Annotated in this window: 21 protein-coding genes; 5 read left to right on the top strand and 16 right to left on the bottom strand. The window is 63.1% G+C overall.

The features are described 5' to 3' along the window. Positions 1-20 precede the first annotated feature (20 nt). The 9 genes from ftsH to ybgC form a co-directional block, all read right to left on the bottom strand. Positions 21-1,949, bottom strand: coding sequence for an ATP-dependent zinc metalloprotease FtsH (gene ftsH, locus AC1DXN_RS14115; protein ID WP_477246130.1), 1,929 nt, complete (start codon positions 1,947-1,949; stop codon positions 21-23). 122 nt (positions 1,950-2,071) lie between these two features. Next, complete coding sequence (tilS, locus tag AC1DXN_RS14110; protein WP_477271469.1) at positions 2,072-3,439, bottom strand: tRNA lysidine(34) synthetase TilS; 1,368 nt, start codon at positions 3,437-3,439, stop codon at positions 2,072-2,074. A 57-nt stretch (positions 3,440-3,496) separates the two neighbouring features. Next, a complete protein-coding gene (gene ybgF, locus AC1DXN_RS14105; protein WP_477270661.1) occupies positions 3,497-4,600 on the bottom strand; it encodes a tol-pal system protein YbgF in 1,104 nt (367 codons plus the stop codon). 280 nt (positions 4,601-4,880) lie between these two features. Further along, positions 4,881-5,387 (bottom strand): peptidoglycan-associated lipoprotein Pal, encoded by a 507-nt coding sequence (gene pal / locus AC1DXN_RS14100; RefSeq protein WP_477270659.1) that lies wholly within the window; start codon positions 5,385-5,387, stop codon positions 4,881-4,883. 271 nt (positions 5,388-5,658) lie between these two features. Next, on the bottom strand, positions 5,659-6,969 hold the full coding sequence (gene tolB / locus AC1DXN_RS14095; RefSeq protein WP_477246124.1) for a Tol-Pal system beta propeller repeat protein TolB: 1,311 nt from the start codon (positions 6,967-6,969) through the stop codon (positions 5,659-5,661). Positions 6,970-7,009: 40 nt separating this feature from the next. Then, entirely contained in the window at positions 7,010-8,164 is a 1,155-nt protein-coding gene (locus AC1DXN_RS14090) for an energy transducer TonB family protein (protein WP_477270657.1), read from the bottom strand. An 8-nt stretch (positions 8,165-8,172) separates the two neighbouring features. Next, a complete protein-coding gene (tolR, locus tag AC1DXN_RS14085; RefSeq protein ID WP_477246120.1) occupies positions 8,173-8,628 on the bottom strand; it encodes a protein TolR in 456 nt (151 codons plus the stop codon). A 9-nt stretch (positions 8,629-8,637) separates the two neighbouring features. Continuing rightward, a complete protein-coding gene (tolQ, locus tag AC1DXN_RS14080; protein ID WP_477246118.1) occupies positions 8,638-9,348 on the bottom strand; it encodes a protein TolQ in 711 nt (236 codons plus the stop codon). 300 nt (positions 9,349-9,648) lie between these two features. Continuing rightward, positions 9,649-10,122 (bottom strand): tol-pal system-associated acyl-CoA thioesterase, encoded by a 474-nt coding sequence (ybgC, locus tag AC1DXN_RS14075; protein WP_477270655.1) that lies wholly within the window; start codon positions 10,120-10,122, stop codon positions 9,649-9,651. A 56-nt stretch (positions 10,123-10,178) separates the two neighbouring features. On the opposite strand from ybgC, the gene AC1DXN_RS14070 reads away from it, so the two are divergent. After that, positions 10,179-11,429: a glycoside hydrolase family 5 protein gene (locus tag AC1DXN_RS14070; RefSeq protein ID WP_477270653.1), complete on the top strand. Its 1,251-nt coding sequence runs from the start codon at positions 10,179-10,181 to the stop codon at positions 11,427-11,429. Here AC1DXN_RS14070 and AC1DXN_RS14065 read toward each other — a convergent pair. The 5 genes from AC1DXN_RS14065 to rcdA all read right to left on the bottom strand — a co-directional run bounded on the left by AC1DXN_RS14065 (position 11,426) and on the right by rcdA (position 15,429). Beyond that, entirely contained in the window at positions 11,426-12,337 is a 912-nt protein-coding gene (locus AC1DXN_RS14065) for a metallophosphoesterase (protein ID WP_477270651.1), read from the bottom strand. The two genes, AC1DXN_RS14070 and AC1DXN_RS14065, sit on opposite strands and share 4 nt — an antisense overlap. Before the next feature lie 134 nt (positions 12,338-12,471). Next, complete coding sequence (ruvB, locus tag AC1DXN_RS14060) at positions 12,472-13,509, bottom strand: Holliday junction branch migration DNA helicase RuvB (RefSeq protein WP_477270649.1); 1,038 nt, start codon at positions 13,507-13,509, stop codon at positions 12,472-12,474. Positions 13,510-13,552: 43 nt separating this feature from the next. Then, positions 13,553-14,173, bottom strand: coding sequence for a Holliday junction branch migration protein RuvA (gene ruvA / locus AC1DXN_RS14055; protein ID WP_477270647.1), 621 nt, complete (start codon positions 14,171-14,173; stop codon positions 13,553-13,555). Between the two features lie 10 nt (positions 14,174-14,183). Further along, the gene (ruvC, locus tag AC1DXN_RS14050) at positions 14,184-14,693 is read right to left on the bottom strand and encodes a crossover junction endodeoxyribonuclease RuvC (RefSeq protein WP_477246106.1); all 510 of its coding nucleotides are present in this window, start codon (positions 14,691-14,693) and stop codon (positions 14,184-14,186) included. A 205-nt stretch (positions 14,694-14,898) separates the two neighbouring features. Continuing rightward, positions 14,899-15,429, bottom strand: coding sequence for a protease adaptor protein RcdA (rcdA, locus tag AC1DXN_RS14045; RefSeq protein ID WP_477246104.1), 531 nt, complete (start codon positions 15,427-15,429; stop codon positions 14,899-14,901). Positions 15,430-16,041: 612 nt separating this feature from the next. Between rcdA and AC1DXN_RS14040 the strand changes: the two genes are divergently transcribed. Next, positions 16,042-16,593: a DUF2269 family protein gene (locus tag AC1DXN_RS14040; RefSeq protein ID WP_477270645.1), complete on the top strand. Its 552-nt coding sequence runs from the start codon at positions 16,042-16,044 to the stop codon at positions 16,591-16,593. Positions 16,594-16,632: 39 nt separating this feature from the next. On the opposite strand, the gene AC1DXN_RS14035 is transcribed toward AC1DXN_RS14040, so the two are convergent. Both AC1DXN_RS14035 and AC1DXN_RS14030 read right to left on the bottom strand, forming a co-directional pair. After that, positions 16,633-17,403: a sulfite exporter TauE/SafE family protein gene (locus tag AC1DXN_RS14035; RefSeq protein ID WP_477270644.1), complete on the bottom strand. Its 771-nt coding sequence runs from the start codon at positions 17,401-17,403 to the stop codon at positions 16,633-16,635. Between the two features lie 93 nt (positions 17,404-17,496). After that, positions 17,497-17,949, bottom strand: a complete 453-nt coding sequence (locus AC1DXN_RS14030) for an Lrp/AsnC family transcriptional regulator (protein ID WP_477246098.1) — start codon at positions 17,947-17,949, stop codon at positions 17,497-17,499. A 130-nt stretch (positions 17,950-18,079) separates the two neighbouring features. Here AC1DXN_RS14030 and AC1DXN_RS14025 point away from each other — a divergent pair, with 130 nt between their 5' ends. From AC1DXN_RS14025 to AC1DXN_RS14015, 3 genes are all read left to right on the top strand, one after another. Continuing rightward, positions 18,080-18,985 (top strand): DMT family transporter, encoded by a 906-nt coding sequence (locus AC1DXN_RS14025; RefSeq protein WP_477246096.1) that lies wholly within the window; start codon positions 18,080-18,082, stop codon positions 18,983-18,985. Between the two features lie 111 nt (positions 18,986-19,096). Continuing rightward, complete coding sequence (locus AC1DXN_RS14020; protein WP_477246094.1) at positions 19,097-19,672, top strand: PH domain-containing protein; 576 nt, start codon at positions 19,097-19,099, stop codon at positions 19,670-19,672. Positions 19,673-19,757: 85 nt separating this feature from the next. Then, entirely contained in the window at positions 19,758-20,405 is a 648-nt protein-coding gene (locus tag AC1DXN_RS14015) for a thiamine phosphate synthase (RefSeq protein WP_477270640.1), read from the top strand. Position 20,406 lies beyond the last annotated feature (1 nt).

Raw genomic sequence — 20,406 nt, 5'->3', positions numbered from 1 at the left:
AAACCTGTCCTGGCCAGACCCTAGCTTGACGGCTGAGGCTCCATGCCGCCTTCGGGCTCCGGGCCCTTCTTGCGGCGGCCACCGGACTTCGGCACGGCCGAGCCACGGCTCGGCGGCGTGTCGTCGCCAAGGTCGCGGGCTGGCTTGTGGCCGGCGATCAACTGCTTGATCTCCTCGCCCGATAGCGTCTCGTATTCGAGCAAGCCTTGCGCCAGCGCGATCCATTCCTTCTTCTTTTTGGTCAGAATGGACTTGGCCGAGACATAGGCCTCGTCGATCAGCCGGCGCACTTCGGCGTCGATGATCTGCGCCGTCTCTTCCGAGACATTTTGCGTACGCGCCACCGAATGGCCGAGGAACACTTCTTCCTGGTTGTCTCCATAGGCGACATGGCCGAGCTTGTCGGAGAAGCCCCAGCGGGTGACCATGGCGCGCGCCAGCTTGGTTGCCTGCTCGATGTCGGAGGAGGCGCCCGAGGTGATGTTCTCCTTGCCGAACTTGAACTCCTCGGCAACGCGGCCACCCATCATGATGGCGAGGCGCGAGATCATGTATTTGTAGCTCATCGAGTAGCGGTCGCCTTCCGGCAACTGCATGACCATGCCAAGCGCCCGGCCGCGCGGGATGATCGTCGCCTTGTGCAACGGATCGGCCGACGGCACGTTGAGCGCCAGGATGGCGTGGCCGGCCTCGTGGTAGGCGGTCAGCTCCTTCTCGGCCTGCGTCATGGCCGACGAGCGGCGCTCGGCGCCCATCATGATCTTGTCCTTGGCGTCCTCGAATTCGGCCATGGTGACGAGACGCTTGTTGCGGCGCGCCGCCATCAGGGCGGATTCGTTGACGAGGTTCATCAGGTCGGCGCCGGAAAAGCCCGGCGTGCCGCGCGCGATGACCTTGAGATCGACATTGGGCGCCAGCGGCACGTTGCGCACATGCACCTTGAGGATCTTCTCACGGCCGACGATGTCGGGGTTCGGCACCACGACCTGGCGGTCGAAACGGCCTGGACGCAACAGCGCCGGGTCGAGCACGTCGGGCCGGTTGGTGGCGGCGATCAGGATGATGCTTTCGTTGGACTCGAAGCCGTCCATCTCGACCAGCAACTGGTTCAGCGTCTGCTCGCGCTCGTCATTGCCGCCGCCAAGACCGGCGCCGCGATGGCGACCGACCGCGTCGATTTCGTCGATGAAGATGATGCAGGGCGCATTTTTCTTCGCCTGGTCGAACATGTCGCGGACACGGGATGCGCCGACACCGACGAACATCTCGACGAAGTCCGAACCGGAAATGGTGAAGAACGGCACGTTGGCTTCACCGGCGACCGAGCGCGCAAGCAGCGTCTTGCCGGTTCCCGGAGGCCCGACCAGCAACACGCCGCGCGGAATCTTGCCGCCCAGCCGCTGGAACTTCTGCGGGTCGCGCAGGAACTCGACGATCTCTTCCAGATCTTCCTTGGCTTCGTCGACACCGGCGACGTCCTGGAAGGTGACGCGACCATGCGCCTCGGTCAGAAGCTTGGCCTTCGACTTGCCGAAGCCCATGGCGCGACCGGAGCCGGACTGCATCTGGCGCATGAAGAATATCCAGACGCCGAGGATGAGCAGCATCGGCAGCCAGCCGATCAGGGTGCCGAACAGCGTGTTCGAACCGTCGGATTCAGGACGGGCATTGATGGTGACATTCTTCTCCTGCAGCCTCGACACCAGTTGCGGATCGCCAGGCGAGTAGGTCTGGAAGCCGCTTGCGCTGTCCGTGTAGGTGCCGGAGATACGGGCGCCGGCGATCGTTACCGTCTTGACCCGGCCCGCCGAGACTTCCTGCAGGAACTGCGAATAGGGGACGTCGCTCGAGGCTCCACGCGTCTGCGGCGTCTGGAACAGATTGAAGAGTGCGATGAGCAGGACCGCTATGATCGCCCAGAGCGCGAGATTGCGATAATTCGGATTCATCAATTGTCCCGTTGGCGTCCGCTGGCGGACACAGTCATGAGAGGAAACTTAGGCCTAACATAGGGAGAGCGCTTCCCCTTGCCAAGCATAACAGCACGTCTGGGTTAAGCTTTCGCCCATGATCAACCGGCAGTGTGGCCGTGGAAAGGCGGGGCCGGAACGGGGGGCGCGCCGATCAGCTTGGCCACAGCGCTGGCCGGTGCCAGATCGAAGGACGGCAGGAAGCGGGCAAAAGGCGCAACGACCGGATGTGCCGCGATTGCCCGCAACACCGGGCTGTCCTGCGCCAGACCAAGCCATTCCCCGTCGCGCCAAAACGCTGGCTCAGCGGCGAGCGCGGCGCGGACAAGGCTCGGTGGCGTGCCGTCTTCGGCGAGAGTGCGCCTGGCCGCAGCAGCCGCTCCCAACGGCGCGATCAACAATCCATCCGAAATGTCACCCGATGTGATCCACCGGCGACCGTCCCAAAGGGCAGCGTTCGCCGCAGGTGCCGCGGGTGGCAGATCGCGGGTTTCACGGTGCAGGAAGATGCCGGCCCGCCGCGCGTCTACCACCGTCCGCGACAATGTGGCGCAAAGCGGCCCGGCCCTTAAGCTGTCGAACAGCGCTTCGCTGCGGGCCAGGTCCGGCAGAAAGGAAACGCCGCCACAAGCGGCCAGCAGGATGCGCAAGGCGTAGACTGCAGCCAGGCCATCGCTGGCGGTGGCAAAGCCGGGGTCGAGACGGATGAGACCAGGGGTCGGCTGGCTGGCGAAGGCACGGATCAGCCCGGCCGCGCGATGGCCAAGCTGTTCGCGTTCGGTGGCAGCCTGCCTGGCCAAGGCGATCGCCGCCGCAAACCGCTGCCCATCGTCACCGGCGAGCGCCGCGCGGATGCGCGGCCGTTCGAAATGCCTGTCAGTGTTGGTCGGGTCTTCGATCCAGCCGACATGTTCGCGCTGGAGGAACGCGCGCAATGCCGTCCGTCGCACGCCAAGCAGCGGCCGTAAGATCCAGATGCGCCAATCGTAGAGGGTTGCCGGCGCCATACCAGCGAGGCCGCGGCCTGCCGTTTCAGCAGGCCCTCGGCCCTCCTCCCGCGCGTGCCGCATCTGCACCGTCTCGGCCTGGTCGTCGGCGGTGTGGCCAGTCAGGATCAGGCCGATATCAGCGGCTTGCGCGGCCTGTGCCAGCAACCGGTAGCGCGCCTCGCGTGCGGCGGCGGGCAGCCCGGTCGATGGCTTTGGCCCGGACCAGAGCAGAGTGCGATGTGCAATGCCGCGCCCGGCACAGAGCCCAGCCACGGCTTGCGCCTCTGCTGCCGAACCCGGCCGCAAATCGTGGTCGATCGTCACCGCCAGCAGCTTGGTTGCCGGTGCGGTACGCTCGAGATGGTTCTTGAGGAGAAGGAGAAGGGCGGTCGAATCGCTGCCGCCGGACACGGCCGCAACAGCGCCGTTGGTAAAGTCGATCTGCGAAAAATCCGAAAGGTCACGCTCGGTATCGAGCATCATGCATGTCGCCCGAATGTGGTCCCCGTTTTGGGACAACGACATGCAAGGGAAAGACTAGCACGCCGCGAGCGCCTTCTCCTGCTTGACGCGTTCCTTGAGCGCGCCGGAAATGTCGGGATAGCGCTTGCCGATCTCGCCGAAGGTGGCGCAGGCAACATCCTTCTGCTTGAGGCCAACCAGCGACACGCCGAGCTTCAATAGCATGTCAGGCGCCTTCTTGGCTTTCGGGTAGTCCTTGCTGGCGGCAAGGAAAACCTCGGCCGCGTCGTGGTACTTCTGCTGGCCGAGCAGCGACTCGCCCAGCCAGTAATGCGCGTCCGCCGCCTTGGCGTCCTTGGGAAAGCGGGAAATATGGTCGCGAAACCCTTCCTCGGCGGTGCTGTAGTCACCCGACAGGATGAACTGGTAGGAATTGCGATAAAGCTCTTCCGGATCGTTGGTGGAGGGCAGCGCCGCGACCACCGTGCCATCGGCCTTGGCGGTTTTGCCGGCCTTGGCGCCTGCGGCCGGGGCTTCTGTCGGGGGAACGGCAGTCTCCGCTGGCGCAGTGGCCTGCGTGTTGCCGTTGGCGTCGACCACATTGCCGTTCTTGTCGACGGTGATGGTGCCGAAGGTCTTCGGCGGCGTGCCCTGCACCGTGGTGCCGGGATCGCCGGTCGGCGATTCGATGATGACATCCTGAACGCTCTGGCCGCCTGCGGATTGATCACTGGCGGGCGCCGTGCCGGCATCGGCCGGCGCCGGCGTCGCCGGCGCCTCGGCGACGCTGTCGTCGGTAGTGGTCGTGGCGTCCGACTTTTTCTGTGCCGGAGGCTGCTGTGCGCCTTGCGAACCGCCTTCCAACTGCTGGAAGCGGAACTCGTTGTCTTCCTGCTGCTTGCGGATCTGCTCCTGCATCTGCAGCACCTGGAAGTTGAGCTCCTCGATCTTGCCGTTCATCTGCCGCAGCTGCTCCTCGAGCGCCGTGGCGGTGGTGCCGTCCGACTGCTGGGCGACCTGCTGCTGATCCGGCTTCTTCTTTTCACCGAAAATGCCGAGGGTGGGCAGATGGAAGGAAAAACCACTTTCCGCTGGTTGCCCGGTGCCGCTTGCCGGAGCGGCGACGCTTGATACGAGCAGCAGCGCAAGGGTGCCGCTCAAGACCGTTCTGAAATGCATGTGCCTCTCGCCGTGAAAATCGTTGGTATGCGCCTTTCCGGTCGGGGTGGACCGGTCAGGCACCCTCGGCTCTTAGCAGGACGTGAGACTTCGGCCAAATTTTGTTTCGCTGGTCCAGATATGAAAAAGGCGGCCATTTGGCCGCCTTTCGCATGGATGTGTTGTATTTTTGCCGACTTCAGCGCCGCGCGTTCTTTCGAACGCGCAAAGGACGCTGAAGCACTTTGACCTGGCGCATGATCCCTTTCCGAAAATCGAAACCGATTTTCGGGGTCATGCGCTAGGAACCGGCGCCGCTGAGCGTGGTGACGGCGCGGCGGTTCTGCGACCAGCAGGAGATGTCGTCGCAAACCGCGACCGGACGTTCCTTGCCGTAGGAAATCGTCTTCAGGCGCTGGGCCGAAACACCCTTTGCCACCAGGAAGTCGCGGGTGGCGGCGGCACGACGGGCGCCGAGCGCCAGATTGTATTCACGCGTGCCGCGCTCGTCGGCATGGCCTTCGATGACGACGGCATATTGCTTGTACTGGTTCAGCCACTGCGCCTGGCGGGCAAGCGTCGTCTGCGCGTCGGCGCGGATCGCGGTGGAGTCGGTATCGAAGAAGATGCGGTCGCCAATGTTGACGGTGAAGTCCTGTGCCGAGCCGGGCGTTGCCGCGCCGGCGCCGTTGAGGCCGAGATCGGCGGCGCTGTTCGGCGTCTTCTTCGAGGCGCAACCGGTGATGGCGAGCATCGCGACGAGCGCGATCATGACCGGGTTTCTGGTAAGTGCTGCGATACGGCCCATGCCGCCTCTCCTTCGTATTTCGAGTGATTTCATTGATCACCCAGTAACCACGTTTGGGTTAACCGGCATTCAACAAACACGGTTAAGATTTGGTTTCGGCTGCCGTCCACAGCCGAAATGACCTGATGTCACATTGGTCGCGGACCGTAGGCGGAAATGCGGCCAAAACGCGACTTTGGCGTGAAAAAAGCCCCAAAATGGGGCTTTTGAGGTACTGTTGCCAAGTTGCAACGGAGCGAGCGGAGGCTCGCCCGAAAAACCCCAACATGGTTTATTCGAGCAGGGGCGACCAGGCCGGGTCCGAAGCGAAATTCGAGGTCGGGATCGACTGTTCGTTGCGGCCGGTGAGATCGACCGAAACCAGTTTCGGGCCTCCGGCAGAGTCGCGGAAGAACATCAGCACCCGGCCGTTGGGTGCCCAGGTCGGCCCTTCCTGCTGGAAACCGGAAGACAGGATGCGCTCGCCCGAGCCGTCGGTCTTCATGACGCCGATCTGGAATTCGCCGCCGGTCTGCTTGGTGAAGGCGATGAGGTCGCCGCGCGGCGACCATACCGGTGTCGAATAGACGCCATCGCCGAAGGAGATGCGGTTCTGGCCCGAACCGTCGGCACCCATCACATAGATCTGCGCACGGCCGCCACGGTCGGAGGTAAACACCACCTGGCTGCCGTCCGGCGAGTAGGACGGCGAAGTGTCGATGGCGGTCGAATTGGTCAGCCTGGTCGTCGAGCGGCTTCGCAGATCCATGGCGAAAATGTTGGAATTGCCGTCGTCGCGCAGCAGGCTCATGATCACCTTCTGGCCGTCGGGCGAGAAGCGCGGCGCAAAGGTCATGCCTGGAAAATTGCCGACCAGTTCGCGCTGCCCGGTCTCGATCTGCAAGAGATAGACCCGCGGCTGCCCGCTTTCATAGGACATATAGGTGATTTCCTGCCGGTTCGGCGAGAAACGCGGCGTCAGCACGATCGACTTGCCATCGGAGAGATAGCGGACATTGGCGCCATCTTGGTCCATGATGGCGAGGCGCTTCTTGCGGGCGTTCTTGGCGCCCGATTCGTCGATGAAGACGACCCGCGTGTCGAAGTAGCCCTTCTCGCCGGTCAGCCGCTCATAGATGGCGTCGGCGATGATATGGGCGACGCGACGCTGATTGGCGTCGTTGGCGAAGAACTGCTCGCCCGACATCTGCTGGCCGGCAAAAGTATCCCACAGCCGATATTGGGCGCGGATGCGGCCGTCTGCCTCCTTGTTGACACTGCCGGTGACCAGCGCCTGCGCATTGATGACCTTCCAGTCGTCGAAGCGAGGGGCGGCGTCCGGATTGGCGATTTTCTCGATGAAGGCGCTCTTGTCGATCGGGGCGAAGAGGCCGGAGCGTTTCAGATCGGCGCTGACAATATCGGAAATCTGAGCGCCAAGCGCATCACCGCCCTGAAAATCAGTAATAGCGATCGGCAGCGGCTCGACATTGCCCTTGTTGACGTTGATCTCGACCAGCGCCCACGCCGGCAATATGGCGCTCGCAGTCATGCCCAGCGCCATCGCTGTGATCATCAGGAGTGGCTTGAGGATGGATTTCATGTCTTCTCGCTTCTCTTAACTGATTCTGGGGACGCCAGGCCTAGAGGCCAAGCATCTCCCTCGGATCGAAAGTAACCCGGACCTGAGCCCAGATATCCTGTTTACCGGGAGGAACCTGCAGGCCGGCCATGTTGCATTTCTGAACGGCACGCACAGCGCTCTCATCGAACTGACGGTTTCCGCTCGATTTCTCGACGGTCGGCCTGCCATCGAGCTTGCCGGAGGCGTCCAGATTGAAGAGGACCACCGCGACGAAGTTCTCCGAACCCTCGAGCCCTACCGGCAGTGTCCAGCAACCGCCAAGCTGATCGGACAGTGCGCCCATTTCGCTTTGCGACAGCTTCTGGCCCTGGTCCTTGTCACCGCCGAGCGACGCCTGTTGGGTCGAGCGCTTGGCGCCACCGCCCGACGGCTTCTGCTTGTCGAGCATGGCCGAGATCTCGTCGGCATTGAATTGCTTTTCGTCCGACTTCGGTTTCGATGAAGCTTCCTTGACCGGCTTGTCGGCGTCCTTGCGCTCCGGCGCCTTGGCGCTTTCGGCCTGCGCCGGCTGCGGCTTCGGCCGCGCTTCCGGCGCAGGCGCGGAATCCGGAAGCTGTGTCGCCTCGGTGGGCGGATCTTGCGCTATGGCTTCAGCCACCGCATCCGGCTTCACCTCGGGCGTCGGCTCGATCGCGGCGGTCTTGTCCTCCGGCGGCGTCGGCGTAGGCTCTTTGGCCGGTGTCGGCTTGGGGTCCGTCTGCTTGACCGGCTCGGGCTTGACCTCTTCCTTCGGCTGCGGCGCCGGCGCCACTTCCGTCGCCGGAATAGGCTTTGGCTTTTCCTGCGGCTTCGGCACGTCCTCGGTCTTCGGTTTCTCGACCGGTGTCGGTGCGGGCGGCGGAGCCGACGTGGTGTCGACCGGCTTGGGCTTGGCTTCCGGCGTCACCGGCTTGTCGGTGTCGACACTGTTCTCGCCAACCTTCTGGGCGGCCGGCACGATATCGGGACGCTGGGTCGGCAACGGCGCCGGCTTTTCGTGCATCACGGCCTTCTTGTCGCCTTGCAGGACTTGCGCCATCGCTTCCATCGGCACGATGTCGACTGCGACCGACTCAGCGGCGGTCGGAAGTGCAGCCGGCGCTGACAGCGTGAACAGACCGAAGCCGAGCACGACAGCATGCAAGATCACCGATGTGGTGAGGCCGGTCTTCATCTTCTTGTCTATTGATCCTGTTCCTGGAGCGAGACGAGGCCGATATTCTTGTAACCGGCGGCCGAGATGCGGGCCATCACCTTCATCGCCGTGCCATAGTCGGTGGCCTTGTCGCCGCGGATGAAGATGCGCTCCTCATAGCCGGTTTTCGAGATTGCCTGCAGCTTGGCCACCAGCTCGTCGATCGGAATCTCGGTTTCCTGGAGGAAGATCTTGCCGGCCGCGTCAATCGAAACGGTGATCGGCTGGGTGTCGGCGTTCATCGCCTTGGCCTGCGTGTCCGGCAGGTCGATCGGCACGCCGACCGTCAGCAAGGGCGCCGCGACCATGAAGATGATCAGCAGCACCAGCATCACGTCGACCATCGGCGTGACGTTGATCTCGGACATCAGGCCATGATGACGGCCACGCCGCCTGTGCCCGCGTCCGCCGCGTCCACCACCCGCGCTTACAGACATTCCCATGATCGTTCCTCAGGCCTTCTGCGCGACTTTTTCATCGATTTGGCGCGAGAGTATGGCGGAGAACTCATCCGAGAACCCCTCCATGCGCACCGCGATCTTGCTCGCGTCCGACGACAGCTTGTTGTAGGCGATGACCGCCGGGATGGCGGCGAGCAGGCCGATGGCGGTCGCCAGCAGCGCTTCGGCAATGCCGGGCGCCACGACGGCAAGACTTGTGTTCTTCGATCCGGCGATCGCCTGGAACGACGTCATGATGCCGATGACGGTGCCGAACAGACCGATGAACGGCGCGGCCGCGCCGACCGTGGCGAGGAAGCCGAGACGCCCTTCCAGCTTCTCCATCTCGCGGGTCAGGGCCAGATCCATCGCCTTGTCGATGCGGGTCTGCAGGCCGAGCGGCGATTTGGCGCCCTTCTCGAAGCTCTTCTTCCATTCGCGCATCGCGGCGACGAAGATCGCGCCCATGCCGGCGGTCTTGCGGTCGGCGAGCGTGCGGTAAAGCTCTTCCAGCGACTGTCCCGACCAGAACACCTGCTCGAAACGGTTGAGCGCGAGCCGCATGCGGGCGTAGGCGACAAGCTTGTCGACGACAATCGCCCAGGTCCAGATCGAAGCGCCGAGCAGGCCGATCATCACCAGCTTGACCACCCAGCTGGCCTGCATGAACAGCGCCCAAATCGACAATTGCGCGCCCGGTTCGGCGAGTGCGATGTTTTCCATGATTACGTCCTTAAAGATTTTCCGGGCATGGCTGGCGGCTGGCCCCTGGGCATCCCTTGTGGTCCGTTCGCGCGAGGCTTGCGGAATAACCCCAAAATGCAGCGTTGGCGGCCTTTTCAGGGCAAATATTGGTGAAAGGAAGGCGCTTGGATTCTTCCAATCTTCACCAGTCTCTTCATGAACCGTTATGGTTAAGGATGGGTTAGGAAATGTGGCGCGGCGCATTGCCGCGCCCTCGCCGCCAGGCAAAGGTCTGTTTTCTCCGCGCGCGATTGCCGGAAATGACGACAGAAGCGACGTCTAGCTGCTCGCCTTGGGCATGAAGGCCACAACCCAGTCCTTCGGGAAGCGCCGCGGCCGACCGTTCTCGCCGATGATTGCCGCCTCGACCCGCGCCTCGACCAGCACCTCATCGCCCCGCTTCAGCTGCTGGGCCATGAAGATGCGGGCGCCGGAAATCTCCTCGGTGCGCGTATCGACGGTCAGGATGTCGTCGATGCGGGCAGGTCCACGGAAATCGATCTCCATGCGCCGCACCACCCAGACGATCTTCTCGCCATGCTTGCCATCGGCAAGCTCGGTGTGGTGGACGCCGGTAAGCCGGAGATAGTCGGAACGGCCGCGTTCGAAGAATTCGAGATAGCGTGCGTGGTAGACGACGCCGGAGAAGTCGGTGTCGGCATAGTAGACCCTTGCCATCAGCCGGTGACCGAACGCCGTCAGCGTGCCGGAAAGACCGGCCGAGAGCGCTGCCGATTCACCATGATCGTCCATTGCGCTTTCCTTTTTGGCCCTGACCGGGCACCTGCTTGTGGTGGCGCAGCTACCCGATGGCACTGTTGACGACGATGATCAAGACCTTGATGGCGGCACTGCTTGTACTGGCCGGCCTGGTCGTGCCAGGCCACGCCGCGAGCTTTTCAATGAAGCGCGGCCTCAACCTCGACCAGTGGACGACCTGGCCAAGCGAGGACAAATGGAGCGATCCAGGGGCCATCCTGCCCTATCCCGAATGGCGCAAGTTTGTCAGCGAGAACGACCTCAAGGCACTGAAAGACGCTGGCTTCGATTTCCTGCGCATGCCGGTCGATCCGTCGCCCTTCCTGTCCGACCAGACGCCGGCGCTGCGCGACGACCTCTATGCCAGCGTGCTGGACTCGGTACACATGATCAACCGTGCGGGGCTGAAGGTGATCGTCGACATGCACCTGATCCCGTCCGGCGCCAGCCGCAAGGTCGGTATGGGCGAGGTGATGGACGATCCGCAAACCTTCGACGCCTATGTCGAGATGATCCGCAAGATGGCCCACACGCTGGCCGCAGAGGATCCCACGAAAGTCGCCTTCGAACCGATGAACGAGCCGATCGTCGACTGCGACAGCGACGGCACCAACCTGTGGCCGGATCGGCAGAAAAAACTGTTCGCAGCGGCGCGTGCTTCGGCCACCCGGCTGACGCTGATCCTGACCGGCGCCTGCTATTCCAACGCGGCGTCGCTGACGAAGATCGATCCGAAAACGATCCCCGACGACAACGTCATCTGGACCTTCCACTCCTACGATCCGTTCCTGCTCACCCATCAAGGCGCGACCTGGGCCGGCGATTTCATTCCCTATGTGACCGGCCTGCCCTATCCGCTGACAGCGGTGCCGCGCGCCCAGCTCGACGTGACGCTCGACACCATCCGCGCCAGGATCAAGGCCGACGCGCCATGGGCGCGGCGGAGCGGGTTGCTTGCTTATCTCGACGAGCAGGTTGCCGCCCTGGATACGAAAGAAAAGCTGCTCGCGGCGATGGACGCGCCGTTCACCTTGGTTGAAGCCTGGGCAAAGGCCAACGGCATCAAGCCGGAAAACATCACGCTGGGCGAGTTCGGCATGATCCGCCAGGAATACGGCAATGCCTATGTGATGCCGGCCGAGTACCGGGCTGCCTATGTCAAGGATATGGTCGCCCGCGCCGAAGCGCATGGCTTCTCGTGGTCGGTATGGAGCTACGGCGGCGCCTTCGGCATCGTCGACGCTTTCAACGGCGACAAAGCCGAACCGAACGTGATGGACGCGATCAAGTCCCTTCACTAAGCGTTTAAGGCGGAACCGAGATCGATCTGCAGGATTTCCGGGCGCATTCCAAAGCGCACCGGCATGATGCTGAAGCCGAGCCCGCCGGAAACGATGAGATGGCGGTCGTGCTCGACGACATGGCCGTAGGCAAAGCGGTTGCCGAAGCGGGACGGCACCACCGGCGAATAGCCGAACAGCCGTACTTGGCCGCCATGGGTATGGCCGGAGAGCGTCAGCGAAACCCGCCATGGCACGTTCGGAAATATGTCCGGCTCATGCGCGAGCAGGATAATCGGCGCGTGGTCGCTCACCTTCGCCAGCGTACCGTCGAGGTCGTCCAGGCCCTCGAATGCGCTGCGCCCTTTGCCCGGTCGCAAGGCGAGTTGATCGGCAAGCCCGGCGATCCAGAAGTCTTGCCCGTCCTTCTCCAGCCGCACGGCGTCGTTTTCCAGCACGGGAATGCCAACGTTCTCCAGCGCCTTGCGCGCCACTGTCGGCCCGACTCCCGCTTGCTGGGCGGCAACATCCCACCACCAGTCGTGATTGCCGAGGATCGACAGCGCGCCGAGCGGAGCCTTGAGGCCGGACAGGGCGGAGGCCCATTGGGGCGCTTCCACCTGGTCCGTCACCAGCGGCATACCCGAAATGTAGTCACCGAGCAGAACGATCAGGTCTGGCTGCAGCGCATTGGCCCGCTCGACCAGCGAAGCGATCCGCTCGGGTGTCATCCAGGGCCGGCAGGCGTGGATGTCGGCCAGCGCGACAATGCGCAGCTTCAACCCGGCAGGCCAGTGCGGTGGCGTCAAGACATAGCGCTTCACATGCGTCAAAAGCATCGGCTCGATGCCGACCGCATAGGCGCCGAGCGAAGCGACCGACAGGAACGGACCCCCGACGATTTTCAGGAACCCGCGTCTGGTGATCATTGCTCAACTCCGGCACTTGATTGGCGCAATCCGCACCGACACCGCCAAGCTCGTTAAAACTAAGCAATGCGCCGGCAAGCCGGCGAAGGTTAGGAGATTTTGCGCAGGACCGAAGCCGGCGGCAGAAATATTGGTTACTCTTCCTGGAACAGGCTGATCTGCTGCTGCGCCAGATCCTTCGGCGCGTCGAGGCCGAGATGCCGCCAGGCATTGGCGGTCAGCACGCGGCCACGCGGCGTGCGCTGGATGAACCCCTGCTGGATCAGATAGGGCTCGATAATGTCCTCGATGGCGTCGCGCGGCTCGGACAGGCCGGCGGCGATGGTCTCGATGCCGACCGGTCCGCCGCCGAAATTCCGCGCGATCATTGAGAGATAGCGGCGGTCGAGCGCGTCGAGGCCGAGCGCATCCACCTCCAGCCGCGTCAGCGCCTCGTCGGCGATCTGGCGGTCGACATGGCCGTCACCGGCAACACTGGCGAAATCGCGCACCCGGCGCAGCAGCCGGCCGGCGATGCGCGGCGTACCGCGGGCGCGACGGGCGATCTCAAGCGCGCCATCGTCGCCGAGTGGCATTTGCAGGATGCGGGCGCCACGGCGCACGATCTGCTCCAATTCCTCGACCGAATAGAAATTGAGCCGCACCGGAATGCCGAAACGATCCCGCAGCGGATTGGTCAAAAGCCCGAGCCGCGTGGTCGCGGCAACCAGGGTAAAACGGGCGAGATCGATCTTGACCGAGCGCGCCGCCGGCCCCTCGCCGATGATCAGATCGAGCTGGAAATCCTCCATCGCGGGATAGAGGATTTCCTCTACAGCAGGATTGAGCCGGTGGATCTCGTCGATGAACAGCACGTCGCGGTCTTCGAGATTCGTCAGCAATGCCGCCAGATCGCCGGCCTTGGCGATGACCGGCCCGGAGGTCGAACGGAAATTGACGCCGAGTTCGCGCGCCATGATCTGCGCCAGCGTCGTCTTGCCGAGACCTGGCGGCCCGACGAACAGCACATGGTCGAGCGCCTCGCCGCGGCCCTTGGCGGCCTCGATGAAAACCTTGAGATTGGCCCGCACCGCCGCCTGGCCGACAAACTCGTCAAGCGTCTGCGGCCGCAGGGTCTGCTCGGCATCCTCGCCGCGTTTTTCCGGAGCAATGAGGCGTGGCGAAAGGCTCATGCGACCTTCCTCGCATAGCGCTGGGAACGGGACAAGCCACGCCTCACCGCGCCAGTTCCTTCAGCCCGAAGCGGATCAGCTTCGAGGCGTCGGCATCCTCGCCGGCGGTCTTCAGCGCTGCCGCCACCGCATTGGCTGCCGTGTCGCGCGAATAGCCGAGATTGACCAGCGCCGAGACGGCATCGGTGATCGGCGCCGGTGCGACGCCTTCGCCGAGTTCCTGCTTGAGGCCGATGGTGCCCGAGGCGGAACCGGCATAAGCCGGCGCCTTGTTCTTCAATTCGGTGACGATGCGCTCGGCCACCTTCTTGCCGACGCCGGGCGCCCGGCTGACCATGGCGATGTCGCGCAGCGCGATGGCATTGGCGAGATCGGCCGGCGCCAGCGTCGACAGGATGGCCAGCGCCACCTTGGCGCCGACGCCTTGCACATTGCTCATCAGCAACCGGAACCACTCGCGCTCCAGCACCGACTGGAAGCCATAGAGCCGCAGCATGTCCTCGCGCACATAGGTCTCGATGAACAGCACCACCGCCTCGCCGGGCGCCGGCAACGCCGCCAGCGTGCGCGCCGAGCAATAGGCGACATAGCCGACGCCATGCACGTCAACCAGGCAGAAATCCTCGTCGATCTCGTCCAGCGTGCCTTTGAGCTTGCCGATCATGGGCGATCCCTCATGCCAGCGCCGCCATCCTGTAGGCGACGCTCTGCCGGTGGTGCGCGTGGCAGATGGCGATGGCCAGCGCATCGGCGGCATGCTCGGTGTCGAAAATGGCTTTTGGCAGTAGCACCTTCACCATCATATGGATCTGCTTCTTGTCGCCATGGCCGACGCCGATCACCGCCTTCTTGACAGCGTTGGGCGCATACTCGGCAACCAGAAGTCCGGCCCGCGCCGGCACCAGCATGGCGATGCCGCGTGCCTGGCCGAGCTTCAGCGTCGCCACCGCGTCCTTGTTGACGAAGGTCTGTTCGACCGCCGCTTCGTGCGGCATGGCCTGCTGCAGGATGTCGGCGAGCCCGTCATGCAGTTGGCACAGCCGCGTCGCCAGCGCCGCCTTGTCGTCGGACCGCACGGTGCCGGAGGCGATGAAGCGCAAGGAGTTGCCGAGGCTCTCGACGATGCCCCAGCCGGTGCGCCTGAGCCCCGGATCGATGCCGATGATGCGAATCGCTTCCCCCATACGCCGACTTTACCTCCGGCGGACAGCGATGCCAGCGAAATGTGAACAAACCAGAAACAACGAACAGGCTGTTTGAGAGTTCGCTCTGAGGAGACAGATGGCGCGGTTTTCGAAAACCGAAGCGGAACGCACATAAGTACGCGAGCATCGGAAGCGCAGAAAACCGCGTCAGATGGCCGTCAGAGTAGAATTATCAAGCAGGCTGTCAGCCGCGGGCGAAAGCCGTGTTGAGCAGCGTGATCTGGTCGGAAACCGGATTGGCGCGGCGGCCCATTGGCGGCGTGTCGACCATCGTGCCGCCGTAGATTTCCTCGTCCATGCGGCGCACCAGCGCCTGCAGCCGCAACGAGCGGGTGACGAGGTCAAGGAAATCCTTGGGCAGTTCGCTCCAGCCGGCCGCTTCATCATGCGCGGAAGCGGTGTCGAGACGCACCTTGGATTTTTCGGAAGCAACCTGGTCGCGGGTCATCTCGCCGGAGTTCGCGGCCCGCTGCAAAAGCAGCCAGGAGGCGACTTGCATCAGCCGTGTGGTCAGCCGCATCGATTCGGCGGCATAGAGCGTTGCCGCTAGCCTGGAGAGCTTCTTCGCCTCGGCCCGGCCTTTGCCGTCGAGATATTCTGCCGCTTGCTCGACCAGGCCCATACCCTCCTGGTAGAGCGGCTTGAAGGATTGGGAGAAAACCCGACGTTCCGCCAGTTTAATGGTTTTCGCAACGCCCTTCGAAGGCTCGTTCATTGGAGACGCCCCTGCTACCCGCTGGCTGATTCGGCTTCATCGCCGTCCCGCCTGCACCCTAAATGACTGAAGCTTGAAAATGCGCTTCGTCACCGGTGAAGGCAAGCACATGTTTAACAAACGGTTAACGGCGCCGCCGGTGCCGGACGACCCCGGAAAAGCGGACAAAAAAAGAGCCGCGGATAAGGCGGCTCTCAGGAGTTTAACAGGGAGGCGTCAAACGAAGTGGCTCCAACCACTCGGTAAGAATCCAGATAACTGGATGAACGTAGTAAACGCCCGTAAAGCTTAATGAAGCCTTAACGGAGCGGATATTTTTCGATCGAGCGCCACCCTTCTGTGCCGGAACAGCACAGCCGAACTGGCGCTTCGTCAATGTTTCCGAATGATGCCGCATCGTGCACCGACCTCTCCCAGCGCGGGAGAGTGAGCGCCACGCGCTTGTGCAATCTTCGAGTGGCCTTCATCCAGCCATCCCGCCAGCACGTGGAAACAAACCGGCTTGGCGCGCGACATCGTTCCGAAACAGCCGCCGCGCTAAACGCCCGCTCCTCGAACCCAGGCAGCGCAACCCCAGCGTCGCCCGCAATCAAAAAATCAAAGGAGAGAACCATGGACTGGTACTCGATCGTCAAGTTTTTGCACATCGTTTCGGCGACCCTGTGGGTCGGTGGCGGTTTCGTCCTGTTCCTGCTCGGAGTGATGGCTGAGCGCGCCGGCAACATCGAGGACAAGTTGCAGGCGATGCGCGCCAGCGGACAGTTGGGCGGCCGTTTCTTTGCACCGATGTCGATGCTGACGCTGCTCTTCGGGCTCGTCATGTGCAGCTTCTGGGTTGGCTTCACCGACCTGTGGATCCTGATCGGTCTCGCCGGCTATGCCACGACCTTCTCGATCGGCATGTTCATCTTCAAACCGACCGGCGAGCGGATGGGCGCCATGATCGCCAAGGATGGCATAACGCCCGCCGTTCTCGCCATTGGTCAGCGCATGATGAGCGCCGCGCGCTTCGACTATGCGGTGATGCTGGTGATCGTCGCCGACATGGTGCTGAAGCCGACCGCGCATGACATCGGCGTTCTCGCCGGCATGGTGCTGGTCGTCGCGGCCGGCGCTACCTTGGCATTCGGCGGAACACGGCGGCTGGTACCGTCCGCCGCCTGAGGCTCGCCATGACGGCAGCCCGCAAGGCTGCCGTTCCCTCTAGAACAGCCCGGCGATGCCATCCCACAGCAGTTTGACCGCGACGACCGCAACCGTCGCATAGGTGAAGGGATAAAAGATTTCCGGCCGCATGCGCCGCACCAGCCAGGCGCCGGCGATGGTCGCCAGCGGCGCCAGCGGCATCAGCACCGCCGATGCCGTTAGATTGGCGGTGTCGAACTGGCCGAGCGCGAAATAGGGCACCAGCTTCAGCGCATTGGTGGCGGCAAAGAAGATCGCCGACGTCCCCGACAGCACCTTTGGATCGAGACGGATCGGCAGCGCATAGACCTGGAACGGCGGCCCGCCGACATGGGCGACGAAGCTGGTGAAGCCGGCGACGGTGCCCCAGAAGGCGGCAGCGATGCGGTTGGGGGCAGCCGCATGATCGGCACCGTGACGGAACTGCAGATAGAGCCAGCGCAGCACGAAAATCAGCGCCACCGCGCCGACAATCAGCCGCACCATCTCTTCGGTGACGAGGGCTGCCGTCAGCCAGCCGAGGCCGATTCCGATCACCGCGCCCGGCATCATGTCGACCAGCATCTTGCGGTCGTAGACGCCCCACCATGTCCACACCGAAACGATGTCCATCAGGCACAGGATCGGCAGCAGGATAGCGGCGGCCTGCACCGGCGGCATGGTCAGCGCCATCAACGGTACGCCGACAAAGCCGACGGCGCCACCAAAGCCGCCTTTCGACAGACCAACGAGAATGACCGCCGGAATGGCGGCGGCATAAAACCAGGGATCGGCGAGCAGACCTGACATGGGGAGGGAGGTTGGAGGGAAGACGTGAATTCTGGAATAGACCAGAAATGGTCGCGCCGCGACTGCAAATATCGCGCGGCGCGCCAGCGCCCGTCACATATTCGGCATAGGCGCCAGCGGCGGCGGGCGGCGGCGGATCGGCTGCCCCTTGATGATGGCGGTGCTGGTCTCGGCCTTGTCGGCGATGCGGTCGAGAATCTGGTCGAGATCGCCGATCGAGCGCACGAACAGCCGGGCGACAAAACAGTCATCGCCGGTGACCTTGTCGCACTCGCCAAATTCCGGAATCTCCTCGATCAGCTTCTGCACGATGTGCAGCTTGCCCGGCAAAGGCCGGATGCGAACGATCGCCTGCAGCGTAAAACCGAGCGCCTGCGGATCGATCTCGATGGTGAAGGCGCGGATGACGCCGCGTTCCTCGAGCCGCCGAAGCCGTTCCGAGACGCTCGGCGACGACAACCCGACCTGGGCAGCCAGCTCCTTCAACGAGGTTCGTGAATCCTTGACCAGGATCTCGAGAAGCTTCCTGTCCAGCTCGTCCAGCACTTCTGTTCCTTAGGAGAAAACGCCATTTCCCTTATATAATAAGGCGACCTTCCCTATACGCCCCTTCGTGAACCATAGAAGGGGTCGATTAGGCATGAGAATATGAAACCTCAAACTATTGAGGTTTCTGATGGACAACACGCTACGCGGCACGATCGAAATGTCCGCCGCAATGGCGATCCTGGGCACCATCGGCTGGTTCGTCGTGCTCTCCGGCCAGCCGATCATGGACGTGGTGTTCTGGCGCTGCGCTTTCGGTGCGGTAACGCTGCTGGTCATCTGTGCCGCCCTTGGATTGCTGCGCGGCAGGCTGTCGCTGCGCGTCATCGGCATCGCCGCTCTCGGCGGCGCGGCCATCGTCATCAACTGGCTGTTGCTGTTCAGCGCGTTTTCGCGTGCCTCGATCTCGATCGCCACGGCGGTCTACAACACTCAACCCTTCATGCTGGTCGGCTTCGGTGCGCTGTTCTTCTCCGAACGGCTGACCATCACAAAGCTGACCTGGCTTGGCATCGCCTTCGCCGGCATGCTGCTGATTGTGCAGGCCACGCCTGATGCAGGCGACGTCGGCACCAACTATTTCACCGGCATCGCCATGGCGCTGGGGGCGGCCTTCTTCTGGGCGGTCGCCGCCATTGTCACCAAGAAGCTCAAGGGCACGCCACCACACCTGATCGCACTCATCCAGGTTTGCGTCGGCGTCGTCATGCTCGCGCCCTTTGCCAATCTCACCCAGCTTCCCACCGATCCGTGGAGTTGGGCCATGCTGGTGACGCTTGGCGTCGTCCATACCGGCTTCATGTACATATTGATGTATGGCGCCATCCAGAAGCTGCCGACGCACCTGCAAGGCTCGCTGTCCTTCATCTACCCCGTGGTCGCGATCCTGGTCGACGTCGTTGCCTTCGGCCATCGGCTGCATCCCCTCCAGATCGTCGGCGCCACCGCCATCCTGATCGCCGCAGCCGGCATGAATCTCGGCTGGACGCTGTGGAAGTCGAAGTCGCCGACAGCGAATGCCCAGGCAAGCGGATAAATCACGACGCCGCCTCACAGCCGCGTGATCTTGCGGCAGACACGCTGCGGGATTTGCGCCGGACCCTGACTCATGCGATGAGCGTTTCAGGCGCATGCGACGGGTGGCGGCTTGGACAGCGTATCCTTTCAGAATCGGCTATTGCCTCGCGAGCGTATCTTGTGGACCGGATCTCCCGCGCAAGGTCTGCTGTTCGTACCTAGCGATGTATTTCTCATTCCGTTCAGCCTGCTTTGGTGCGGGTTTGCTATTTTCTGGACGGTCTCGGCGGCAAGGCAAGGTGCGCCATTCTTCTTCTATGCCTGGGGAGCGATGTTCGTTTGCATCGGGCTCTTCATGGTCTTTGGTAGATTTGCCTTCGATGCATGGTTGCGACGCAGGATCTCCTACGCTGTCACGGACAGACGCATTCTCATTATGCGGACCGCACCGTTTTCCAATTTCAGGTCGCTCGATTTGGAGCGCCTTCCCGATGTGCAACTGACCGGTGAGAAAGCGACACGAGGGAATTTGCGCTTCGGATCGGTGGCAACCCCCTTCGGATATCCAAGGATGGGCGGCTGGTTTCCGGCCCTTGACCCCGTCCCGCAATTTCTCGGGGTCGAAAGCCCGTCGAAGGTGTTCGATCTGATAATGAAAGCCAGCAGCGATATCCGCTCCGGTCATCGATCGCCCCCTGCTGGCTAGCAGCCTGTTCAATCCCTGTACTTTGCTCTATGCCGCAATCCAACCATCTTCGCCCGGCATAGGCGAAAACCGGGATCGAAGGCCTATGAACGAAGCAACACCTCCAAACCGCTGCCGCATCGTGCTGATCGCGCCGCCAGGCGTGTCGGCGCAAAGCATTGCGGCGGCATTCGAAGGCGGCGACGTCGCCTCGCTGATCCTGCCCGAAAACGGCATGGACGAAGCCTCCTTCCAGGCCTTGGCCGAAGAGATCGTGCCGGTTGCGCAAGCTGCTGGCGTCGCGGTCATCATTGCCGGCGACACCCGCATTGCCGGCCGCGTCCAGGCCGACGGCATCCATGTCGAGGTTGGAAAGGCCGAACTTGCCGAGACGATCGGACATTTCCAGGCAAAGATGATGGTCGGCACCGGCGGCGCCAAGACCCGCGACGACGCGCTGGAACTCGGCGAGTTGAGGCCCGACTACATGTTCTTTGGCCGCTTCGGCTATGACAACAAGCCGGAGCCGCACCCCCGCAACCTGTCGCTTGGCCAATTTTGGGCGGACGTGATTCAGATCCCGTGCATCGTCATGGCCGGGTCCGATCTCGCTTCGGTGACAGCGGTGGCCGCCACCGGCGCCGAATTCGTGGCGCTGTCCAGCGCCGTCTTTGCCGAGGGCGTCGACCCGAAGACAGCTGTCGCCGGTGCCAACGTGCTTCTCGATGAAACCGCGCCGCGTTTCGAGGACTGAA

The sequence above is a fragment of the Mesorhizobium sp. P2_H9 genome (genome assembly GCF_056403215.1).
This window is presented reverse-complemented; position numbering and strand designations above follow the sequence as displayed.